This window comes from Mesorhizobium sp. P2_C7, assembly GCF_056404515.1.
Window position 1 is genome coordinate 261056 of record NZ_JBFUDW010000008.1, and the last position, 17018, is coordinate 278073.

The following is a 17018-nucleotide window of genomic DNA, read 5'->3' on the forward strand; positions in this document are numbered from 1 at the left end:
TCATCTGCCATGGTTTTTCGCGCTGCCCGAAGGACTTGAGTCGATGGAGATGTATTGTCCGGGACCGGGCGATACCAGTCCAGCACAAACCGCCGCTGACCACAGGCTTGCAGCGGCCTGCCCGGCTCGCCTTAAAGTTTCCAAACAATCTCAGGCGAATTCCATGATCACTGCGTCGACCGCCAGGCTGTCGCCTGGCTTGGCGTTGAGTTTCGCAACGACAAGATCGCGTTCGGCGCGCAGCACGTTTTCCATCTTCATCGCTTCGACGACGGCCAGCGTCTCGCCGGCCTTGACCTCCTGGCCTTCGGCAACGGCGATCGACACGACAAGGCCGGGCATCGGGCAAAGCAGCAGTTTCGACGTATCCGGCGCCACCTTCTCCGGCATCAGCCTTTCCAGTTCGGCGATGCGTGGCAACATGGTCCTCGCGGTCACCGACATGCCTTTCCAGGCGATGCGCAAGCCATTGGCAACCGGCCTGATCTGAGCGACGATCTTGTGCGTGCCGACCGTGCCGCGCCAGATCAGGTCGCCCGGACGCCAGTCGGAGGCAACGGTCAGCGCCTTGCCGCCCTCGATCAACAGATCGATTTCCATTGGAATGGAGATCATGCCTTCGAGGATGGACGCCGACAGATAATCTTCACCGATCTTCACCACCCAGTCGCGCTTCAGCGCCCCCGAATGCGGCGCCAGGCGCCCGCCGAGCCGGTCGAGCCGGTCGCGGCGCAGCAGTTCCACCGCGGTCGCAATCGACGCCAGCACGGCTTTCTCATCGTTGTTCGGCACGATTGGCGCAAAGCCGTCGGGATATTCCTCGGCGATGAAACCGGTCGATATCAGCCCTTCCCGCCAGCGTGGATGCTGCATCAGGGCGGCGAGGAACGGAATGTTGTGTTCGATGCCGTCGACGACAAAGCTGTCGAGCGCTTCCGACATGGCATCGATGGCCTGGATGCGCGTCGGTGCCCAGGTGCATAGCTTGGCGAGCATCGGGTCGTAAAACATCGAAATCTCGGAGCCTTCGGTGACGCCGGTGTCGTTGCGGATGACGATATCGCCGAATTGCCCTTCCTCCGGCGGCCGGTAGCGCGTCAGCCGGCCGATCGAGGGCAGGAAATTGCGGTATGGGTCCTCGGCATAGAGCCGGCTTTCCACGGCCCAGCCGTTCAGCTGGATATCGCTTTGCTTCAAGGCGAGCTTTTCGCCGGCGGCAACGCGGATCATCTGTTCGACCAGGTCGATGCCGGTGACGAGCTCCGTCACCGGGTGCTCGACTTGCAATCGTGTATTCATTTCAAGGAAATAGAAGTTCTTGTCCTTGTCGACGATGAACTCCACCGTGCCGGCGCTCTGATAGTCGACGGCCCTCGCCAGCGCAACCGACTGCTCGCCCATGGCCTTGCGTGTCTTGGCGTCGAGGAACGGCGATGGCGCCTCTTCGGCGACCTTCTGGTTGCGGCGCTGGATCGAGCATTCGCGCTCGCCGAGATAGAGTGCATTGCCATGCGCGTCGGCCAGCACCTGGATTTCGATATGCCGCGGATCGACGACGAATTTCTCGATGAAGACGCGGTCGTCGCCGAACGAGCTCTTGGCTTCCGAGCGCGCCCGGTCGAAGCCGTCGCGCACTTCCGCCTGGCTCCAGGCGATGCGCATGCCCTTGCCGCCGCCGCCGGCCGAGGCCTTGATCATCACGGGATATCCGATCTCGCCGGCGATCTTTTCGGCATGGTCGGCATTCTCGATGACACCGAGCCAGCCGGGCACGGTGGAAACCTTGGCGGCGTTGGCGAATTTCTTCGATTCGATCTTGTCGCCCATCGCCTTGATCGCCTTGGGCTTCGGGCCGATGAAGATGATGCCTTCCGCTTCGAGCGCCTCGCAAAACGCCGCCCGCTCGGACAGGAAGCCGTAACCAGGATGCACGGCCTGCGCTCCCGTCTCCTTGCAGGCGGCGATGATCTTCTCCGGTACGAGGTAGCTCTGCGCGGCCGGCGAAGGCCCGATATGCACCGCCTCATCGGCCATCTCGACATGCACGGCATCACGATCGGCATCGGAATAGACCGCGACGGTGGCGATGCCCATCTTGCGCGCCGTCCTGATCACACGGCAGGCAATCTCGCCGCGGTTGGCGATGAGGATCTTGGTGAACATGCGAAATATCCCTCGGGTCGGCCGTTCCTTTTATGGCCTGTGTCGGCGTGGTCAAGCCGGCCGGGTCAATCGCGGTCTTTCAATCGATTTGGGATAAAATTCTCCGCACTGGCCCAAGCCTGGAACCAGCTTCCAGTTGATCGCATCATTAAAACCTGAAAGCTTGGGCAAAAATCGCCTATGGAGGAATTGCCTGATGAAAACGCGCGCCGCTGTCGCTGTCGCCGCCGGAAAGCCGCTGGAGATCATGGAGGTCGACCTCGATGGCCCGCGCGACGGCGAGGTGCTGGTTGAGATCAAGGCGACCGGCATCTGCCACACCGACGAGTTCACGCTGTCGGGCGCCGATCCCGAAGGGCTTTTTCCGGCCATCCTCGGCCATGAGGGCGCCGGCGTCGTCGTCGACGTCGGCAAGGGCGTCACCTCGGTCAAGAAGGGCGACCACGTAATCCCGCTCTATACGCCCGAATGCCGCCAGTGCCCGTCCTGCCTGTCGCGCAAGACCAACCTCTGCACCGCCATCCGCGCCACGCAGGGGCAAGGCCTGATGCCCGACGGCTCATCGCGCTTCTCGATCGGCAAGGACAAGATCTTTCACTATATGGGCTGCTCGACCTTCTCCAACTTCACCGTGTTGCCCGAGATCGCGGTGGCCAAGGTCAATCCCGACGCCCCCTTCGACAAGATCTGCTACATCGGCTGCGGCGTCACCACCGGCATCGGTGCGGTCATAAACACCGCCAAGGTCGAGCAAGGCGCGACTGCCGTCGTCTTCGGCCTCGGCGGCATCGGCCTCAACGTCATCCAGGGCCTGAAACTTGCCGGCGCCGACATGATCATTGGCGTTGATTTGAACAACGACAAGAAGGCCTGGGGCGAGAAGTTCGGCATGACGCATTTCGTCAATCCGAAGGAGATCGACGGCGATGTCGTGCCTCACCTCGTCAACATGACCAAGCGCGGCGCCGACCAGATCGGTGGCGCCGACTACACCTTCGACTGCACCGGCAGCACCAAGGTGATGCGCCAGGCGCTGGAAGCCTCGCATCGCGGCTGGGGCAAGTCGGTCGTCATCGGCGTCGCCGGTGCCGGCCAGGAAATCTCGACGCGGCCGTTCCAGCTGGTGACCGGGCGCACCTGGATGGGCACCGCCTTCGGCGGCGCGCGCGGCCGCACCGACGTGCCCWGGATCGTCGACTGGTACATGGACGGCAAGATCCAGATCGATCCGATGATCACCCACACACTGAAGCTCGAGGACATCAACAAGGGGTTCGACCTCATGCATGAGGGCAAATCGATCCGAAGCGTCGTCGTTTACTGAAGAAGGCCACAAGCCGCCGACCAACCGGCCTGCGACCCTTGTGGTTCACAACTGGGAGGAGAAAAGAATGCCGGAAAAACTGCATCCGAAAATCGACAATGGTCTGCCCAAGGAGAGTGCAAGCTTTGCCGGCGGCACGCTGGTCTGCGCCTGCACCAGCAAGCCGGTCAAGGTGAAGGTCAAGGGCCAGATCGCCCACAACCATGCTTGTGGCTGCACCAAATGCTGGAAGCCGGAGGGTGCGCTATTCTCGGTCGTCGCCGTGGCCGGCACCGGTGACGTCACCGTCACCGAGAACGGTGACAAGCTCAAGGTGGTCGATCCCAGCGCGCTGATCCAGCGCCATGCCTGCACCGGCTGTGGCGTCCACATGCACGGGCCGGTCGAGCGCGATCATCCGTTCAAGGGCCTGTCGTTCATCCACCCCGAGCGCTTCCAGGAAGACGGCTGGTCGCCGCCGGGCTTCACTGCCTTCGTCTCGTCGATCATCGAATCCGGTGTCGACCCGAAGCGCATGGACGGCATCCGCGCGCAGCTAAGGTCAATTGGGCTGGAACCCTATGACTGCCTCAATCCCGGCCTGATGGATTATATGGCGACCTGGACCGCGAAGAAGTCCGGAGCCTTGCCGGCGTAACAACCGATCAGATTGTCTCCATGGGGCCGGCCGAAATCGCCCGGCCCCATGCCTTTTGGAACAGTAAATGCCTGCACCAGCCATCTTCGTCGACGCCGATGCCTGCCCAGTCAAGGCCGAGGTGGAAAAGGTCGCCGAGCGCCATGGCGTCGTCGTTACCTACGTCTCCAATGGCGGCCTGCGGCCATCGCGCGATCCGATGATCCGCAACGTCGTGGTGTCCAAGGGCGCCGACGCCGCCGATGACTGGATCGTCGATAATGCGCGGACCAACGACATCGTGATCACATCGGACATTCCGCTGGCTGCCCGCGCGGTGGCGCTCGGCGCCCATGTGCTCGGGCCCACCGGGCGTCCGTTCACACCCGAAACGATCGGCATGGCGGTGGCGATGCGCGATCTCAAGCAGCATCTGCGCGAGACCGGCGAAAGCAAGGGCTACAATGCCAGCTTTGTGCCGCAGGACCGTTCGCGGTTTCTCGGCGAACTTGACCGCATCTTGCGGCGGGCGCTCAAATCCGCCACACCGGACTGATCCGGGCGCTTTTCTGAAAGCTGGGCCATGGTCACCGACACCTCGATCAATTCACCAATGCATCGGCACAGGCAATTCGTCGTGGCGGCCGGCACAGGGGCCGTCGCGCTGGCGGCTGCGCTGCTGTTGCGCGCGCCACTCCCCTATTCGATCGGCACCAATGCGTTCTTCGCCGTCTATGTCATTTTGGTCGTCGCCCAGATGCCAAAGCTTACCGGTCGCTACCTCAGCAAGAACGCACGTGCCGCCGATCAGCCGGTGCTGGTTATCTTCGCTGTAACGCTGGTCGTGGTCGTCGTCGCCATTGTTTCACTGTTCCTGCTGATCAATCAGAAGGACAGAGGCCATCCCGTCGAGCTTGGCTTCGCGCTGTTGTCGATCCCGCTCGGCTGGTTCACCATGCATGCTATGGCAGCGCTCCACTATGCCCATGTCTACTGGATGGATGGCGATGCGGTCGACGCTGAGACCAAGAAGAAAATCCCGGTCGGCGGGCTGCTGTTCCCCGGCGACAAGCGGCCGGAAGGCTGGGATTTCCTCTACTTCTCGGCGGTCATTGGCATGACCGCGCAGACTGCCGACACCAACATCTCGACGACGCATATGCGTTGTGTCGTGCTCGTCCATTCGATCCTGTCGTTTTTCTTCAACACGGTCATCGTCGCCGCAGCCGTCAATCTCGCCGTCAGCCTGGGCAGCCCGTAATAATTCCGTGATCGGATGAAACAACGGTTTGGTTAGCGACGTATCAGGAGGACAATGAGCGTGTAGGTCACGCCGCGAGGCCGGGAGACGAGACAAGATGGAATCGGTTGCCAGAAGCCAACCCACCGCCGGAGCGGACCCTGCCGCCTCGAAGGATGAGACGCTGATCTACCGCCAGTCGCGCTGGACGCGATTGACGCACTGGATCTGGGCTATCTCGCTGTTCTTCATGCTGCTTTCCGGCCTGCAGATATTCAACGCCCGCCCGCAGCTCTACATCGGCAAGCAGTCGGGCTTCGACTACAACAACACCATCTTCGCCATTGGCGCCGAGAACACCAACGCTGGTGCGCGTGGCTACACCGAAATCTTCGGGCATCGTTTCGACACCACGGGCGTGCTCGGCTGGTCGGGTCCGGCCGGCAACGAAACTACGCGCGGCTTCCCGTCCTGGGCGACCATCCCGTCCTACTACGATCTGGGCACCGCTCGCGTCATCCATTTCTTCTTTGCCTGGATACTGACCACGACCTTGATCGTCTGGCTGGTCGCCAGCGCAGTGAACGGCCATCTGCGCCGCGATCTCGCGCCGCGCCTCGACGATCTCAAGCGACTGCCGCAAGACATCGTCGACCACGCCAAGCTCAAATTTCACCACACGCGCGAATACAACACGCTGCAGAAGATGGCCTATGGCGGCGTGCTGTTCGTGCTGCTGCCGCTGATGATCATTACCGGCCTGGCGATGTCGCCCAGCATGGACTCGGTGCTGCCGTTCCTCAACGATCTGCTCGGTGGCCGGCAGACGGCGCGCACCATCCATTTCACCGTCATGGTGCTGCTGGTCGCTTTCTTCGTCGTCCACATCCTGATGATCCTGGCTGCCGGCCCGATCAACGAACTGCGCTCGATCATCACCGGCTGGTACCGCACCGATCCTCCCGCGCGCGACGGCAATTCCACCGAGAGGAGTGCTTGACATGGCGAAGTTCGAGATCAGCCGCCGGAAATTCCTGACGGGCGCCAGCCTTGGCGCCTCCGGCATCATGCTGTCGGGCTGCGACGCCTTCGACAGCCAGCTGAGCATTGGCAGCGGCCTGCGCAGCTTCCTCGAAAACGCCAACGGCCTGACTTATCGGGCGCAACGCCTGCTCGCTGGACGCGATGCGCTGGCGCCGGAATTCACCGAGGCCGATATCCGCCAGCCGCAGCGGCCGAACGGCGTCACGGCCCCTGATGACGACGTCTACAAGGGCTTGCTCGCCAACAACTTCGCCGACTGGCGGCTGGAGGTTTCGGGCCTTGTCGAAAAGCCGCTGTCGCTCAGCCGCGAGCAGTTGATGAACATGCCGAGCCGCACCCAGATCACCCGCCATGACTGCGTCGAAGGCTGGAGCTGCATCGCCAAATGGACCGGCACGCCGCTGTCGCTGGTGCTCGACCAGGCAGTGGTCAAGCCGCAAGCGCGCTACGTCATGTTCCATTGCCTCGACACTATCGACCGCAGCCTCTCCGGCGACATCAAATATTACGGCACCATCGACCTGATCGATGCCCGCCATCCGCAGACGATCCTTGCCTATGGCCTGAACGGCAAGCCGCTGCCGGTCGAGAACGGCGCGCCGCTGCGGGCCCGCGTCGAGCGTCAGCTCGGCTACAAGATGCCGAAATATCTCTACAAGATCGAGCTGGTCGACGGCTTCGCCAATGTCGGCGGCGGCAGGGGCGGCTATTGGGAAGACAATGGCTACGACTGGTACGGTGGAATCTGATTCGCACACCGCAAAATAATGATCGGCCCGGGGGCGTAGCGAGCGCTGCCCGCCGGTTCAGGCAACCTTGTCGAGCAGCGGCTTAAGCGCCGGGTGAATCTCCGGTGACGCGTGCTTGATCAGCGTCAGCAGTGCACGTTCGTTCTCGTACAAAGGCCTGCCTACCCCGATGTGCTCGATCAGCCAGCCGGCTTCGCCGGCATCGATCGTCTCGGCGCGGCGGGCCAGGGCCTCGGCCGCCCTGTTCTTGGCTTCCCACTCGGCTTCGATGTCGCTGGGGGAGCGATAGGCCTCCATGATGCCGGCGAGGCCACCGGAGACCATGCGGCTGAAGAAGCCGCCGATTTCCGGATCGGCGTGCTCGAGGAAGGCATCACGGCGCAGCGCCACATCGCGTGTCGGCGCCTCATAGCCGGCCGAGCACATGACGAAATTGGCGATCGCCTTGACGAACAGATCGTTCCAGGACGGATCGTTTTGTCCTTGAGCAGTGCGCTCGTTGATCTTGAACAGCACCTTGGCCTCTGGGCGGGTAATGGCGATGTTGCCTTCGCCGCCATGGGCGTGGAGGATCCGGCGCAGCAGCTCGACCTCCGCCTTGGCGATCAGTCCGGGAACCAACGCACCACCGAGCATCAACGGCCCCTTGCCGTCGATGACGGCGTGGGCGACCTGCTCCAGCGCATAGACGCAAAGCTGGCTCGGCGACGATCTTGCTTCTTCCAGCACATGGACCAGCAATTCGAGTTCGGTTCGGCTGTCGACCATGCCGTCACGCGAGATCGTGCGGATCAGCCAGTCGGCATTGTCCTGCGAGATGTAGCCGGACGGCTTCTCCTGGTGGACGATGTAGTCGGTGACGGCCTCGACAAAGAACGGAGGCCATTCCTGGCACTTGTCCTTGGCCGTGGCGTCCAGCGCGAATAGCGCCTCGGCCTCGCCGCGCGTCACCACGCCGTCGCCGAACACTTCATGGCGCAACATGGCCACGTCTTCCCTGGTGATGCGGCTTTTCGAGGCCAGCCCCGCCACCGGCGCGCTCATGATCAATTCGCCCATTTGTCGTCCCCGTCCGCTGCCGGCAAGCGCCTGCCCAAAAGCCTCACCGCCGCCACGATATCAGCAGTGTCTTGAAAAACCGGCAAACGGCGTGGTTAGCGAAGACTTGTCAGCCAATGCATGTCACCCTGGGAAAACGACATGCATCAAAGACGTCGCTGACAGGTGACAATGTGTCGTCGACAGGCTATGGATGACGAGTCGAGGGCTCTTGCGAGTCCTACCTGTTTGCGGGAGAGAACAGCGAAAGCTGTCGCCGAAGGGGAAATCGCCCGAAATCTCTCAGGCAAAAGAACCGTAGACGGGAAAGACACTCTGGAAAGTCGGGGCTTGCCCCCGCGCCGAAGGTGTAAGCGCCGCTGACAGAGTTCCGGTTGCGCGAGTCTCTCAGGCTTCAGACAGAGGGGCACGGACTGGTCGCCATTCGCGACCGATTGCGTGCGACTCTGGAGATGACATGACGGGCGACGACACCAAACACCTTCCCCTCGAAGATATCCATGTGGCCGCTGGTGCGCGCTTTGGCGCCTTTGCCGGCTGGTCGATGCCGTTGACCTATCCGGCCGGCGTCATGAAGGAGCATCTTCACACCCGCGAGCATGCCGGCCTCTTCGACATCTCGCATATGAAGCTGTTCGAGGTCAGTGGGCCGGAGGCGGTTGCGCTACTCAACCGCGCTTGTCCTCTGGATGCCGCCGCACTCGAAATCTCGCAGTCCAAACTGTCCTTCTTCCTCAACGAGGCTGGCGGCATCCTGGACGACCTGATCGTCACCAGGCTGGGCGATATCCGCTTTATGGTGGTCGCCAACGCCGGTAACGCCGTGGCCGACGAAAAGCATTTGCGTGCGCTTGCCGCGGATTTTGACGTCAAGGTCGAGCCGCTCGACCGTGTCTTCCTGGCCATCCAGGGCCCTGAAGCCTGGGCCGCCCTTTCCCGCGCCGGCATCGAGACCGGCTTGCTGCTGTTCATGCATGGTGTCGAGCCTCGGCAGAACTGGTTCATGAGCCGCTCCGGCTATACCGGCGAGGACGGTTTCGAGATCGGCCTGCCGGAGGCCGATGCGCGCGACCTCGTCGCAAAATTGCTCGGCGATGAACGCGTACTGTGGATCGGTCTTGCCGCGCGCGACAGCCTGCGGCTGGAGGCCGGGCTCTGCCTGCACGGCCAGGACATCACACCGGAGACCGACCCGGCCAGCGCCGGATTGATGTGGGCGATCCCGAAAGAAATCCGCGCAACCGGCGCTTTCATCGGCGCCGACGCCCTGCGCGCCGCCGTGGAGCGGGGACCGGCGCAAAAGCGGATCGGGCTGAAGCCCGACGGCCGCCAGCCGGTGCGCGCCGGCGCCGCGCTCTTTGATGCCGACGGCAATCCCGCCGGCCATGTCACATCAGGTGGCTTCGGCCCCTCGGCCGGCCATCCGGTCGCCATGGGTTATGTCGCAACGCCGCTGGCAAAGCCCGGCACTCGGGTTTTCGCCGATGTGCGCGGCACGAAGATCCCAGTCGATATCAGTTCCCTGCCCTTCACACCGCATCGCTACCGCAAAGGATGAATTCGATGGCAACGACCTATTTCACCGAAGATCACGAATGGCTGCGCGTCGAAGGCGGCATCGCCACCGTCGGCATCACCGACTACGCCCAGGAGCAGCTTGGCGATCTCGTCTTCGTCGAACTGCCCGAGACGGGAAAGAAGCTGGCCAAGGGCGACACCGCCGTGGTGGTCGAATCCGTCAAGGCGGCCTCCGACGTCTATGCGCCCGTCGACGGCGAGATCACCGAGGCCAACGGGACGCTGTCGTCGGATCCGTCGCTGGTGAATTCGGCGGCGACCGGCGCCGGCTGGCTGTGGAAGATGAAGCTTGCCGACGAAAGCCAACTCGCCGGCCTCATGGATGAGGCCGCCTATAAAGCCCATATCGGTTGACATCAGGATCTCGACACATGACCGCAGCCCCCTACCCTTTCATGGCCCGCCACATCGGCCCGGGCGTCAACGACACCAGAGCAATGCTCGCCGTCATCGGCGTTCCCTCGATCGAGACGCTGATCAGCCAGGCCGTGCCGAGATCGATCCGCCTCGACCAGCCGCTCGCCTTGCCAGCTCCGGCCAGCGAAGCGGAAGCGCTGGCCGAACTGTCGGCGATCATGGCGAAAAATACGGTGCTGAAGAGCTTCATCGGCGCCGGCTACCACGGCGTCCACGTGCCGCCGGTCATCCAACGCAACCTGTTCGAGAACCCAGCCTGGTACACGGCCTACACGCCCTATCAGGCGGAGATCAGCCAAGGCCGGCTCGAAATGCTGTTCAATTTCCAGACGCTGGTCGCCGAATTGACTGGCCTGCCTGTGGCGTCGGCGTCGCTGCTCGATGAAGCAACGGCGGTCGCTGAAGCGGTCGGCATCGCCTTGCGCCATCACCGCGACAAGCGCACCAAGGTGGCGCTAGCCGGTACGCCACATCCGCAGACGCTGGACGTGGTGCGCACCCGCGCCGAACCGCTCGGCATCGAGATCGACGGCGAGGCGATCGACGACAACACCGCCGCCCTGCTTGTCTCCTGGCCAGACACGTTCGGCGTCTATGGCGACCACAAGGCAGCGATCGACAAGGCGCGCGCCACCGGCGCACTGGTCGTGTTCATCGCCGACCCGCTCGGCCTGACGCTGACCGACGCGCCGGCAAAGCTCGGCGCCGACATCGCCGTCGGCCCAATGCAGCGTTTTGGCGTACCGATGGGCTTTGGCGGCCCGCACGCCGCCTATTGCGCCGTCGCCGACAGGCTGACGCGCTTGATGCCCGGCCGCCTGGTCGGCCAGTCGACCGACAGCAAGGGCCGGCCCGGATACCGGCTTGCCTTGCAGACACGCGAGCAGCATATCCGCCGCGACAAGGCGACCTCCAACATCTGCACCGCGCAGGCGCTGCTGGCCAACATGGCGACCGCCTATGCCATCTGGCACGGCCCCGCCGGGCTGCAGGCGATTGCCGGGCGCATCCACGCACTGGCCAACCGTCTGGCAGGCGGCCTCGAGGCGGCAGGCGTGTCGGTGATCGGCGCCAGCCGCTTCGACACGGTGACGGTGGAGACGAAGGGCAAGGCGGCGCAGATCGCCGCTGCGGCCGAAAGGACCGGCCGGCTGCTGCGCGTCATCGATGCCGACCATGTCGGCATCAGCTTCGACGAGACCTCGACCGATGCCGATCTCGACGCAATCGCGGCATTGTTCGGCGCCAAGGCCGGTCCCGCGGCCGACAGCACGGTGCCCGGCAAACCGCGCGGCAAGGAGTTTCTGACCCAGCCCGTGTTCCACGAGAACAAGTCGGAAACCGAGATGATGCGCTTCCTGCGCCGGCTGGCCGACAAGGATCTGGCGCTCGACCGCACCATGATCCCGCTGGGCTCCTGCACCATGAAGCTCAACGCCGCGGCCGAGATGATGCCGGTGAGTTGGCCAAGCGTCGCCAACCTGCATCCGTTCGCGCCGGCCAGCCATTCGGCCGGCTACCGCGCCATGGCCGGCGAACTGGAAGGCTGGCTGTCGGAGATCACCGGTTTCGACGCGGTCAGCCTGCAGCCCAATGCCGGCAGCCAGGGCGAGTATGCCGGATTGCTTGCCATCCGCGCCTATCACCGCTCGCGCGGCGAAGGCCATCGCACCATCTGCCTTATCCCATCGTCCGCGCATGGCACCAATCCTGCGAGCGCGGCGATGGCGGGCATGAGCGTCGTCGTCGTGCGCTGCCTGGAGGATGGCAATATCGACATGGACGATATGAGGGCCAAGGCCAATGAGCATTCCAAGAACCTCGCGGCGCTGATGTTCACCTATCCCTCGACGCATGGCGTGTATGAGGAAGGCGCGCGCCATCTCTGCGCCCTCATCCATGAGCATGGTGGACAGGTCTATTTCGACGGCGCCAATCTCAACGCGCTGGTCGGCCTCGCTCGCCCCGGCGACATCGGCGCCGATGTCTGCCACATGAACCTGCACAAGACCTTCTGCATTCCGCATGGCGGCGGCGGCCCAGGTGTCGGCCCGATCGGCGTAAGGGCGCACCTAAAACCCTATCTGCCGGGTCATGTCACCGAAGGCTCGGCGCATGCCGTGTCGGCCGCCCCCTTCGGCAGTGCTTCCATCCTGCCGATTACCTGGATGTACATCCGCATGATGGGCGCCTCCGGCCTGAAGCAGGCGACCGAGACGGCGATCGTTTCGGCAAACTACGTAGCGACGCGGCTCGCACCGCACTTCCCGCTCCTCTACAAGGGCAGGCACGATCGCATTGCCCATGAATGCATCCTGGACACACGCGTGCTCAAGGAGAACGCCGGCATCAGTGTCGACGATGTCGCCAAACGCCTGATCGACTATGGATTCCATGCGCCGACCATGTCGTTCCCGGTCGCCGGCACGCTGATGGTCGAGCCGACCGAGTCCGAGCCCAAGCGGGAACTCGACCGCTTCTGCGAGGCGATGATCGCCATCGCCGGAGAGGCAGCGAAAGTCGCCAAGGGCGAATGGCCTTTGGCCGACAATCCGCTGGTCAACGCACCGCACACCGCCGCCGAGGCGCTGGCCGGCCAGTGGACCCATCCCTATTCGCGTCTGGAGGCGGCGTATCCCGCCGGTGACGCCGACACGGCAGCAAAATACTGGCCGCCGGTGTCGCGCATCGACAATGTTGCAGGCGACCGCAACCTGGTCTGCTCCTGCCCGCCTTTGTCGGATTATCTGGGTGCGGCCGAGTAACTACGCTGAGCGCAAGGCCGGGTTGACCGGTTCGGCCTTGCTCATTCCTTTGCGGCTGATGACGCAATTTCGCCCGGCGCGCTTGGCGGCATAGAGCGCTATGTCGGCCTCGGCCAGCACCTCGTCGAGGCTGCGGCCATCGGCCTCGCCAAAGCCGATGCCGCCGCTGACSGTGCTGCGCARTGGGCCGAGCGGGGTSGSMACGAYTTCGGTRCCGAASGCRACGCCGATCTTGCTGGCGAGRTCGTAGGCCYTKTCCTCSGTCATCCGCGACATGACSAMKGCRAATTCCTCGCCGCCCAGSCGRAAGGCGTCGACKCCGGYCCKGKCATAYTTCTTGATGACGGCGGCGAAGCGGCACAGGACCTGGTCGCCGACCGGGTGACCGTAGACGTCGTTCGTCCGCTTGAAGTGGTCGAGGTCGAACATGACGACGGACATGAATGGACCGAAACTCCGCTCGCCATAGAGCGACATCAATCCCCGGCGGTTCATCAACCCGGTCAGCGGGTCGGTCATGGTCTCGGCCTTCAGTTCGATCTGCGCCTGCAGATGATGGAGGGAGAGCGTCAAGGCGCCGAGCCCGGTCATGCAGGCCACCGCCACGACGGAGTTCAGCCGTTCGGCCCAATTGTCGGGCGCGACCGCGAGCGCCCACTGCCCCTTGCCCAGCAAAACCATGCCACAAAGCGCAAACGACACCGCACAGGTGCCGCTCAGAAACGAAACCACCAGCAGGATCCGGCGATCATGGCTGCCGTTGATCCAGAACATGGCGCCGATCGCCGAGAGCAGCGCCGTTACCGTCGCGTAGGTGATGATAAAGCCGACACCGTCGAGGCCGATGGAGGTCACGGCCGCGCAAATAGTCATGGCGGCGAGCGTCGGTACAACGGCACGTCTGTGGCTGGGCACGCCGAGATACTGCATGGCCGATAGGCAGAGGATCAGGAACCCCAGGCTGAGCAGCGCAAGCACGATCTGGCAGAGCACCGGATCGGGCTCCTTGGTGTATCGCCAGAACAGGATCACATGCGCGACGAGCACCAGAATGCCGCACGCCACAGTCAGCACAAAGCGCGCCTTGGGCGCGGTGAACCAGATCGCAAACATGGTAGCGCTAAGGCATGTGCCCGACAGCGCGGCCGCGAGCAGGAGCGAACTGAAGTCCAACATGTTGGGCGAGGGCCTCTCGAGAGTCGGCGGTTGCACTGCATTCTAGGTCAGCGGCAGCCCTCGGATACGGGTTTTCAGCCGGTCTTCCGACGCAACCTGCGCATAGGGTTTACAAAGCGTCCATGCCCTGTGTCCCGAAACAGCACCCTGGAGCATGATGCCGAAAAGTGTGAGCGATTTTCGGACGACATCTTGCTCTATCCCTTTGATTTAGACGCGGATTCAGATTTCAGGTCGATTCGACCTGAAATCATCCGGCTCCAGGACGCGACGACCAGATCAACCCTTGTTCAAGAGCGCGAGATTGGCGTTGACGACCGTCGGATCGGCCATGCCGGCCCTCGCTTCGAGCAGCAGCGCCTTGGCCTTCTTGCGATTGCCACGCAACAGTTGCGAATACCCCATGTTGTTGACGATCTGCGGCTTGCGGCCGGCGACTTTCAGAAGCTGGTCGTAGGCTCGGTCGGCGAAGTCGAAGCGGCCAAGTTCGTCATAGGAAGCGGCGAGCCCCATCCAGGCTTCGGCATTGTCGGCCTTCAACTCGACGGCCTTGCGGAAGTGCTGTTCGGCGAGGCCGTAATTGGCGTCGCGAAACTGCGCCTTGCCTTGCGCCAGATCGGAAGTATCGATGTCCTTTGCCACCGGTTGGATGGCCGTGGTCTTGGTGGTGTCGACGCCACCCGTCGTACAACCAGACATCATTAATACGGCCGCCACCGCAGCCATTGCCGTGAAATTACTGTGACGCATGCCCCTGCCTCATCGCCCGATTTGCCGGGTCGTTCTTCAGGAAACACATTACAGGAAAGGCGATTAAACTTCGGTGCCGAAACACGCTCAAAATTAAGCTTTGGGCACACCAGCCATTAACCACCCGGTGCAGGCCAGAGGATCTTGACCGGGCCGCGTGCAAGACACGGCTTGGACTGGGTGTTCGAGGGACGCGCTTCCTAGCGCTCCGTCATCATTTTGACGATGATCGGGATGATGGCGATCATCAGCACCACCGGCAGGATGCACACCGTTACCGGCACCGACATCTTGGCCGGCAGGGCGTGCGCCTTTTCCTCGGCCAGCGACATGCGCTTGTGGCGCATTTCATCGGAAAAGACGCGCAGCGCGCCCGACAGGCTGGTGCCGAGTTCCTTCGACTGCTGTAGAAGCGTGGCGAAGGAACGCACCTCGTCCAGGCTGAGGCGGTCGGCAAGCGCCTTCAGCGCATCGTCGAGGCTGCGCCCTGCCCTCAGCTCCAGCGACACAAGCTGCAGGTTCTGGCTGAGCGCGGGATAGGTCTTGGCGAGTTCCTTCGAAACGCGCTCGATGCCGGCCTCCATGCTCATGCCGGCATCCGAGCAGACGATCATCAGGTCCATGAAATCGGGAAAGCCGTTGCGGTATTCGCGCCGCTTTTCCCGCACCTTCTGGCTCAGCACCAGCCCAGGCAGGAAGTAGCCGGCCGCTCCCGACAGGATGACGAACGTCCACCGGCTGGCCATCGTCGCGTCTGGACTGGCCATCCATTGGTTGAGCACAAAGACACCGATGGCCGTGCCGATCATCGCAATGAACCGGACGAGGAAAAACATGCCGACGGCGCGCGGTTCCATGTAGCCCGCCTGGATGAGCGTCATGCGCAGCCGGGCGACATTTTCCGGATCGCTCTTGGCATAGAATTCCTGCGCCCTCTTCACCGCCTTCTCGCGCACGATGCTGGTATTCTTCTTCGGCACCGGCTCGGGCTTCGCGGCCACCGGACCGTGATCCACCTTGAGCCGGCGCATGACGTCGTTGCGGTCGCCCTTCGCCGCCACCATCGGCCAGGCCACCGCGACGGCGCCCACGGCCAGCAACAGGATGGCTACGGGCATCAACGAGGTCGGCGCAAGCGAGGCGAGGAATTCGATGAAGGCTTGCATGTCAGAACCTGAAATTCGACATCTTGAACATCATCAGATTGCCCAGCATCAGCCATGCGACCGAGCCGCCAATCAGGTACCAGGTCAGCGGCTCACCCCAGACGTTGCGGTAGAAGGCTGGCATCAGCGCCATGATGGCCGCAAACAGCAGCGCCGGTATCGCCGTCAAGATGTAGGCCGACATGCGGCCTTCGGTCGAAATGGCGCGCACCTTGCGGCGTAGCTTGCCACGCTCGCGGATCGTCAACGCCAGACCGTCGAGGATCTCGCGCAGATTGCCGCCCGAACTGCTCTGGATCGAGACGGCGGTGACGAACAGCGGCAGGTCCTCATGGCCGACCCGGTCGAACAGCGAGTTCAGGGCCGAAACCAGGTCCGATCCATAAGTCACCTCGTCGGCGATGACGCCGAATTCGCTGCCGATCGGGTCGGGCATCTCGCGCGCCACCATGGCGATCGCCACCGGCACCGGATGGCCGGCCTTCAGGCCGCGCGTGATCAGTTCCAGTGCCTCCGGCAGTTGCGTGCCGAACCGCTTCAGCCGGCGGCCGCGTTTGAAGCGCAGCGTCATCACCGGCAGGATCGGCACAAGCATGACAAACAGGACGAGCCCGAGCAGCGGCGGCAAGCCGTACCACATGGCGGCCAGAGCCGCGGCGAATGCCGCGCCGCAGGTGGTCATCAGGAATTTCGGCAGCGGCATGACCATGCCAGACTGGGTTCGCAAGGCGCGGAACCGTTCCGGCGAGAACAGCGACGTACCCGCGTCAAGGCCGCGCTCCTTGCGCAGTTGCACAAGCACCTGCTCCTGGCTGATCGTGTTTTCCTGCAGTTTCATGCGCCGGTTGATGGCGGTGCGCTTGTCGCTGCGGCCGGCATAGAGCAGGTAGCAGGCCTCGGCGATCAGGATGCCGGTAAGTGCCGCCGCGGCATAGACGACATAGATCGCGCTGAGCCCGTCGAACACCTGG

Annotated in this window: 15 protein-coding genes and 1 riboswitch; of the genes, 9 read left to right on the forward strand and 6 right to left on the reverse strand. The window is 63.3% G+C overall.

Features of this window, described 5'->3' with window-relative positions:
• Nucleotides 1-150 precede the first annotated feature (150 nt).
• A complete protein-coding gene (locus AC1D2G_RS18985; protein WP_477415878.1) occupies nucleotides 151-2163 on the reverse strand; it encodes an acetyl-CoA carboxylase biotin carboxylase subunit in 2013 nt (670 codons plus the stop codon).
• A 196-nt stretch (nucleotides 2164-2359) separates the two neighbouring features.
• Here AC1D2G_RS18985 and AC1D2G_RS18990 point away from each other — a divergent pair, with 196 nt between their 5' ends.
• The 6 genes from AC1D2G_RS18990 (at nucleotide 2360) to AC1D2G_RS19015 (ending at nucleotide 7136) form a co-directional block, all read left to right on the forward strand.
• Nucleotides 2360-3487: an S-(hydroxymethyl)glutathione dehydrogenase/class III alcohol dehydrogenase gene (locus AC1D2G_RS18990; RefSeq protein WP_477415880.1), complete on the forward strand. Its 1128-nt coding sequence runs from the start codon at nucleotides 2360-2362 to the stop codon at nucleotides 3485-3487.
• A gap of 67 nt (nucleotides 3488-3554) precedes the next feature.
• The gene (gfa, locus tag AC1D2G_RS18995; RefSeq protein WP_477415882.1) at nucleotides 3555-4124 is read left to right on the forward strand and encodes an S-(hydroxymethyl)glutathione synthase; all 570 of its coding nucleotides are present in this window, start codon (nucleotides 3555-3557) and stop codon (nucleotides 4122-4124) included.
• Between the two features lie 67 nt (nucleotides 4125-4191).
• Entirely contained in the window at nucleotides 4192-4659 is a 468-nt protein-coding gene (locus tag AC1D2G_RS19000; protein ID WP_477415884.1) for a YaiI/YqxD family protein, read from the forward strand.
• 27 nt (nucleotides 4660-4686) lie between these two features.
• Nucleotides 4687-5364, forward strand: a complete 678-nt coding sequence (locus tag AC1D2G_RS19005) for a DUF1345 domain-containing protein (protein ID WP_477415886.1) — start codon at nucleotides 4687-4689, stop codon at nucleotides 5362-5364.
• A gap of 97 nt (nucleotides 5365-5461) precedes the next feature.
• On the forward strand, nucleotides 5462-6343 hold the full coding sequence (locus AC1D2G_RS19010; protein WP_477415888.1) for a cytochrome b/b6 domain-containing protein: 882 nt from the start codon (nucleotides 5462-5464) through the stop codon (nucleotides 6341-6343).
• Between the two features lies 1 nt (nucleotide 6344).
• A complete protein-coding gene (locus AC1D2G_RS19015; RefSeq protein WP_095087897.1) occupies nucleotides 6345-7136 on the forward strand; it encodes a molybdopterin-binding protein in 792 nt (263 codons plus the stop codon).
• Nucleotides 7137-7193: 57 nt separating this feature from the next.
• On the opposite strand, the gene AC1D2G_RS19020 is transcribed toward AC1D2G_RS19015, so the two are convergent.
• Nucleotides 7194-8195, reverse strand: coding sequence for a hypothetical protein (locus AC1D2G_RS19020; protein ID WP_477415890.1), 1002 nt, complete (start codon nucleotides 8193-8195; stop codon nucleotides 7194-7196).
• A 221-nt stretch (nucleotides 8196-8416) separates the two neighbouring features.
• Nucleotides 8417-8503: riboswitch (glycine riboswitch) on the forward strand.
• Between the two features lie 149 nt (nucleotides 8504-8652).
• Between AC1D2G_RS19020 and gcvT the strand changes: the two genes are divergently transcribed.
• From gcvT to gcvP, 3 genes are read left to right on the forward strand one after another with little or no spacing between them, the layout of a single operon-like run.
• Nucleotides 8653-9753: a glycine cleavage system aminomethyltransferase GcvT gene (gene gcvT, locus AC1D2G_RS19025; protein ID WP_477415892.1), complete on the forward strand. Its 1101-nt coding sequence runs from the start codon at nucleotides 8653-8655 to the stop codon at nucleotides 9751-9753.
• Nucleotides 9754-9758: 5 nt separating this feature from the next.
• Entirely contained in the window at nucleotides 9759-10127 is a 369-nt protein-coding gene (gene gcvH / locus AC1D2G_RS19030) for a glycine cleavage system protein GcvH (protein WP_095088133.1), read from the forward strand.
• A gap of 17 nt (nucleotides 10128-10144) precedes the next feature.
• A complete protein-coding gene (gene gcvP, locus AC1D2G_RS19035) occupies nucleotides 10145-12955 on the forward strand; it encodes an aminomethyl-transferring glycine dehydrogenase (RefSeq protein ID WP_477415894.1) in 2811 nt (936 codons plus the stop codon).
• On the opposite strand, the gene AC1D2G_RS19040 is transcribed toward gcvP, so the two are convergent.
• The 4 genes from AC1D2G_RS19040 to AC1D2G_RS19055 form a co-directional block, all read right to left on the reverse strand.
• Nucleotides 12956-14131 carry a GGDEF domain-containing protein gene (locus AC1D2G_RS19040; RefSeq protein WP_477415896.1) on the reverse strand — a complete coding sequence of 392 codons (1176 nt, stop codon included), beginning with the start codon at nucleotides 14129-14131 and terminating at the stop codon, nucleotides 12956-12958. It lies immediately after the preceding gene.
• A 279-nt stretch (nucleotides 14132-14410) separates the two neighbouring features.
• The gene (locus AC1D2G_RS19045) at nucleotides 14411-14881 is read right to left on the reverse strand and encodes a tetratricopeptide repeat protein (protein ID WP_457151445.1); all 471 of its coding nucleotides are present in this window, start codon (nucleotides 14879-14881) and stop codon (nucleotides 14411-14413) included.
• A 200-nt stretch (nucleotides 14882-15081) separates the two neighbouring features.
• Nucleotides 15082-16047 (reverse strand): type II secretion system F family protein, encoded by a 966-nt coding sequence (locus tag AC1D2G_RS19050; RefSeq protein WP_477415898.1) that lies wholly within the window; start codon nucleotides 16045-16047, stop codon nucleotides 15082-15084.
• Nucleotide 16048: 1 nt separating this feature from the next.
• Nucleotides 16049-17014: a type II secretion system F family protein gene (locus AC1D2G_RS19055; RefSeq protein WP_477415900.1), complete on the reverse strand. Its 966-nt coding sequence runs from the start codon at nucleotides 17012-17014 to the stop codon at nucleotides 16049-16051.
• Nucleotides 17015-17018: the final 4 nt, after the last annotated feature.

Coding starts and splice junctions, on each gene's coding strand:
- AC1D2G_RS19045 (WP_457151445.1), bottom strand. CDS start 14,881: ATGCGTCACAGTAATTTCACGGCAATGGCTGCGGTGGCGGCCGTATTA.
- AC1D2G_RS19015 (WP_095087897.1), top strand. CDS start 6,345: ATGGCGAAGTTCGAGATCAGCCGCCGGAAATTCCTGACGGGCGCCAGC.
- AC1D2G_RS19020 (WP_477415890.1), bottom strand. CDS start 8,195: ATGGGCGAATTGATCATGAGCGCGCCGGTGGCGGGGCTGGCCTCGAAA.
- AC1D2G_RS19005 (WP_477415886.1), top strand. CDS start 4,687: ATGGTCACCGACACCTCGATCAATTCACCAATGCATCGGCACAGGCAA.
- gcvT (WP_477415892.1), top strand. CDS start 8,653: ATGACGGGCGACGACACCAAACACCTTCCCCTCGAAGATATCCATGTG.
- AC1D2G_RS19050 (WP_477415898.1), bottom strand. CDS start 16,047: ATGCAAGCCTTCATCGAATTCCTCGCCTCGCTTGCGCCGACCTCGTTG.
- gcvP (WP_477415894.1), top strand. CDS start 10,145: ATGACCGCAGCCCCCTACCCTTTCATGGCCCGCCACATCGGCCCGGGC.
- AC1D2G_RS18985 (WP_477415878.1), bottom strand. CDS start 2,163: ATGTTCACCAAGATCCTCATCGCCAACCGCGGCGAGATTGCCTGCCGT.
- AC1D2G_RS19000 (WP_477415884.1), top strand. CDS start 4,192: ATGCCTGCACCAGCCATCTTCGTCGACGCCGATGCCTGCCCAGTCAAG.
- AC1D2G_RS19010 (WP_477415888.1), top strand. CDS start 5,462: ATGGAATCGGTTGCCAGAAGCCAACCCACCGCCGGAGCGGACCCTGCC.
- gfa (WP_477415882.1), top strand. CDS start 3,555: ATGCCGGAAAAACTGCATCCGAAAATCGACAATGGTCTGCCCAAGGAG.
- gcvH (WP_095088133.1), top strand. CDS start 9,759: ATGGCAACGACCTATTTCACCGAAGATCACGAATGGCTGCGCGTCGAA.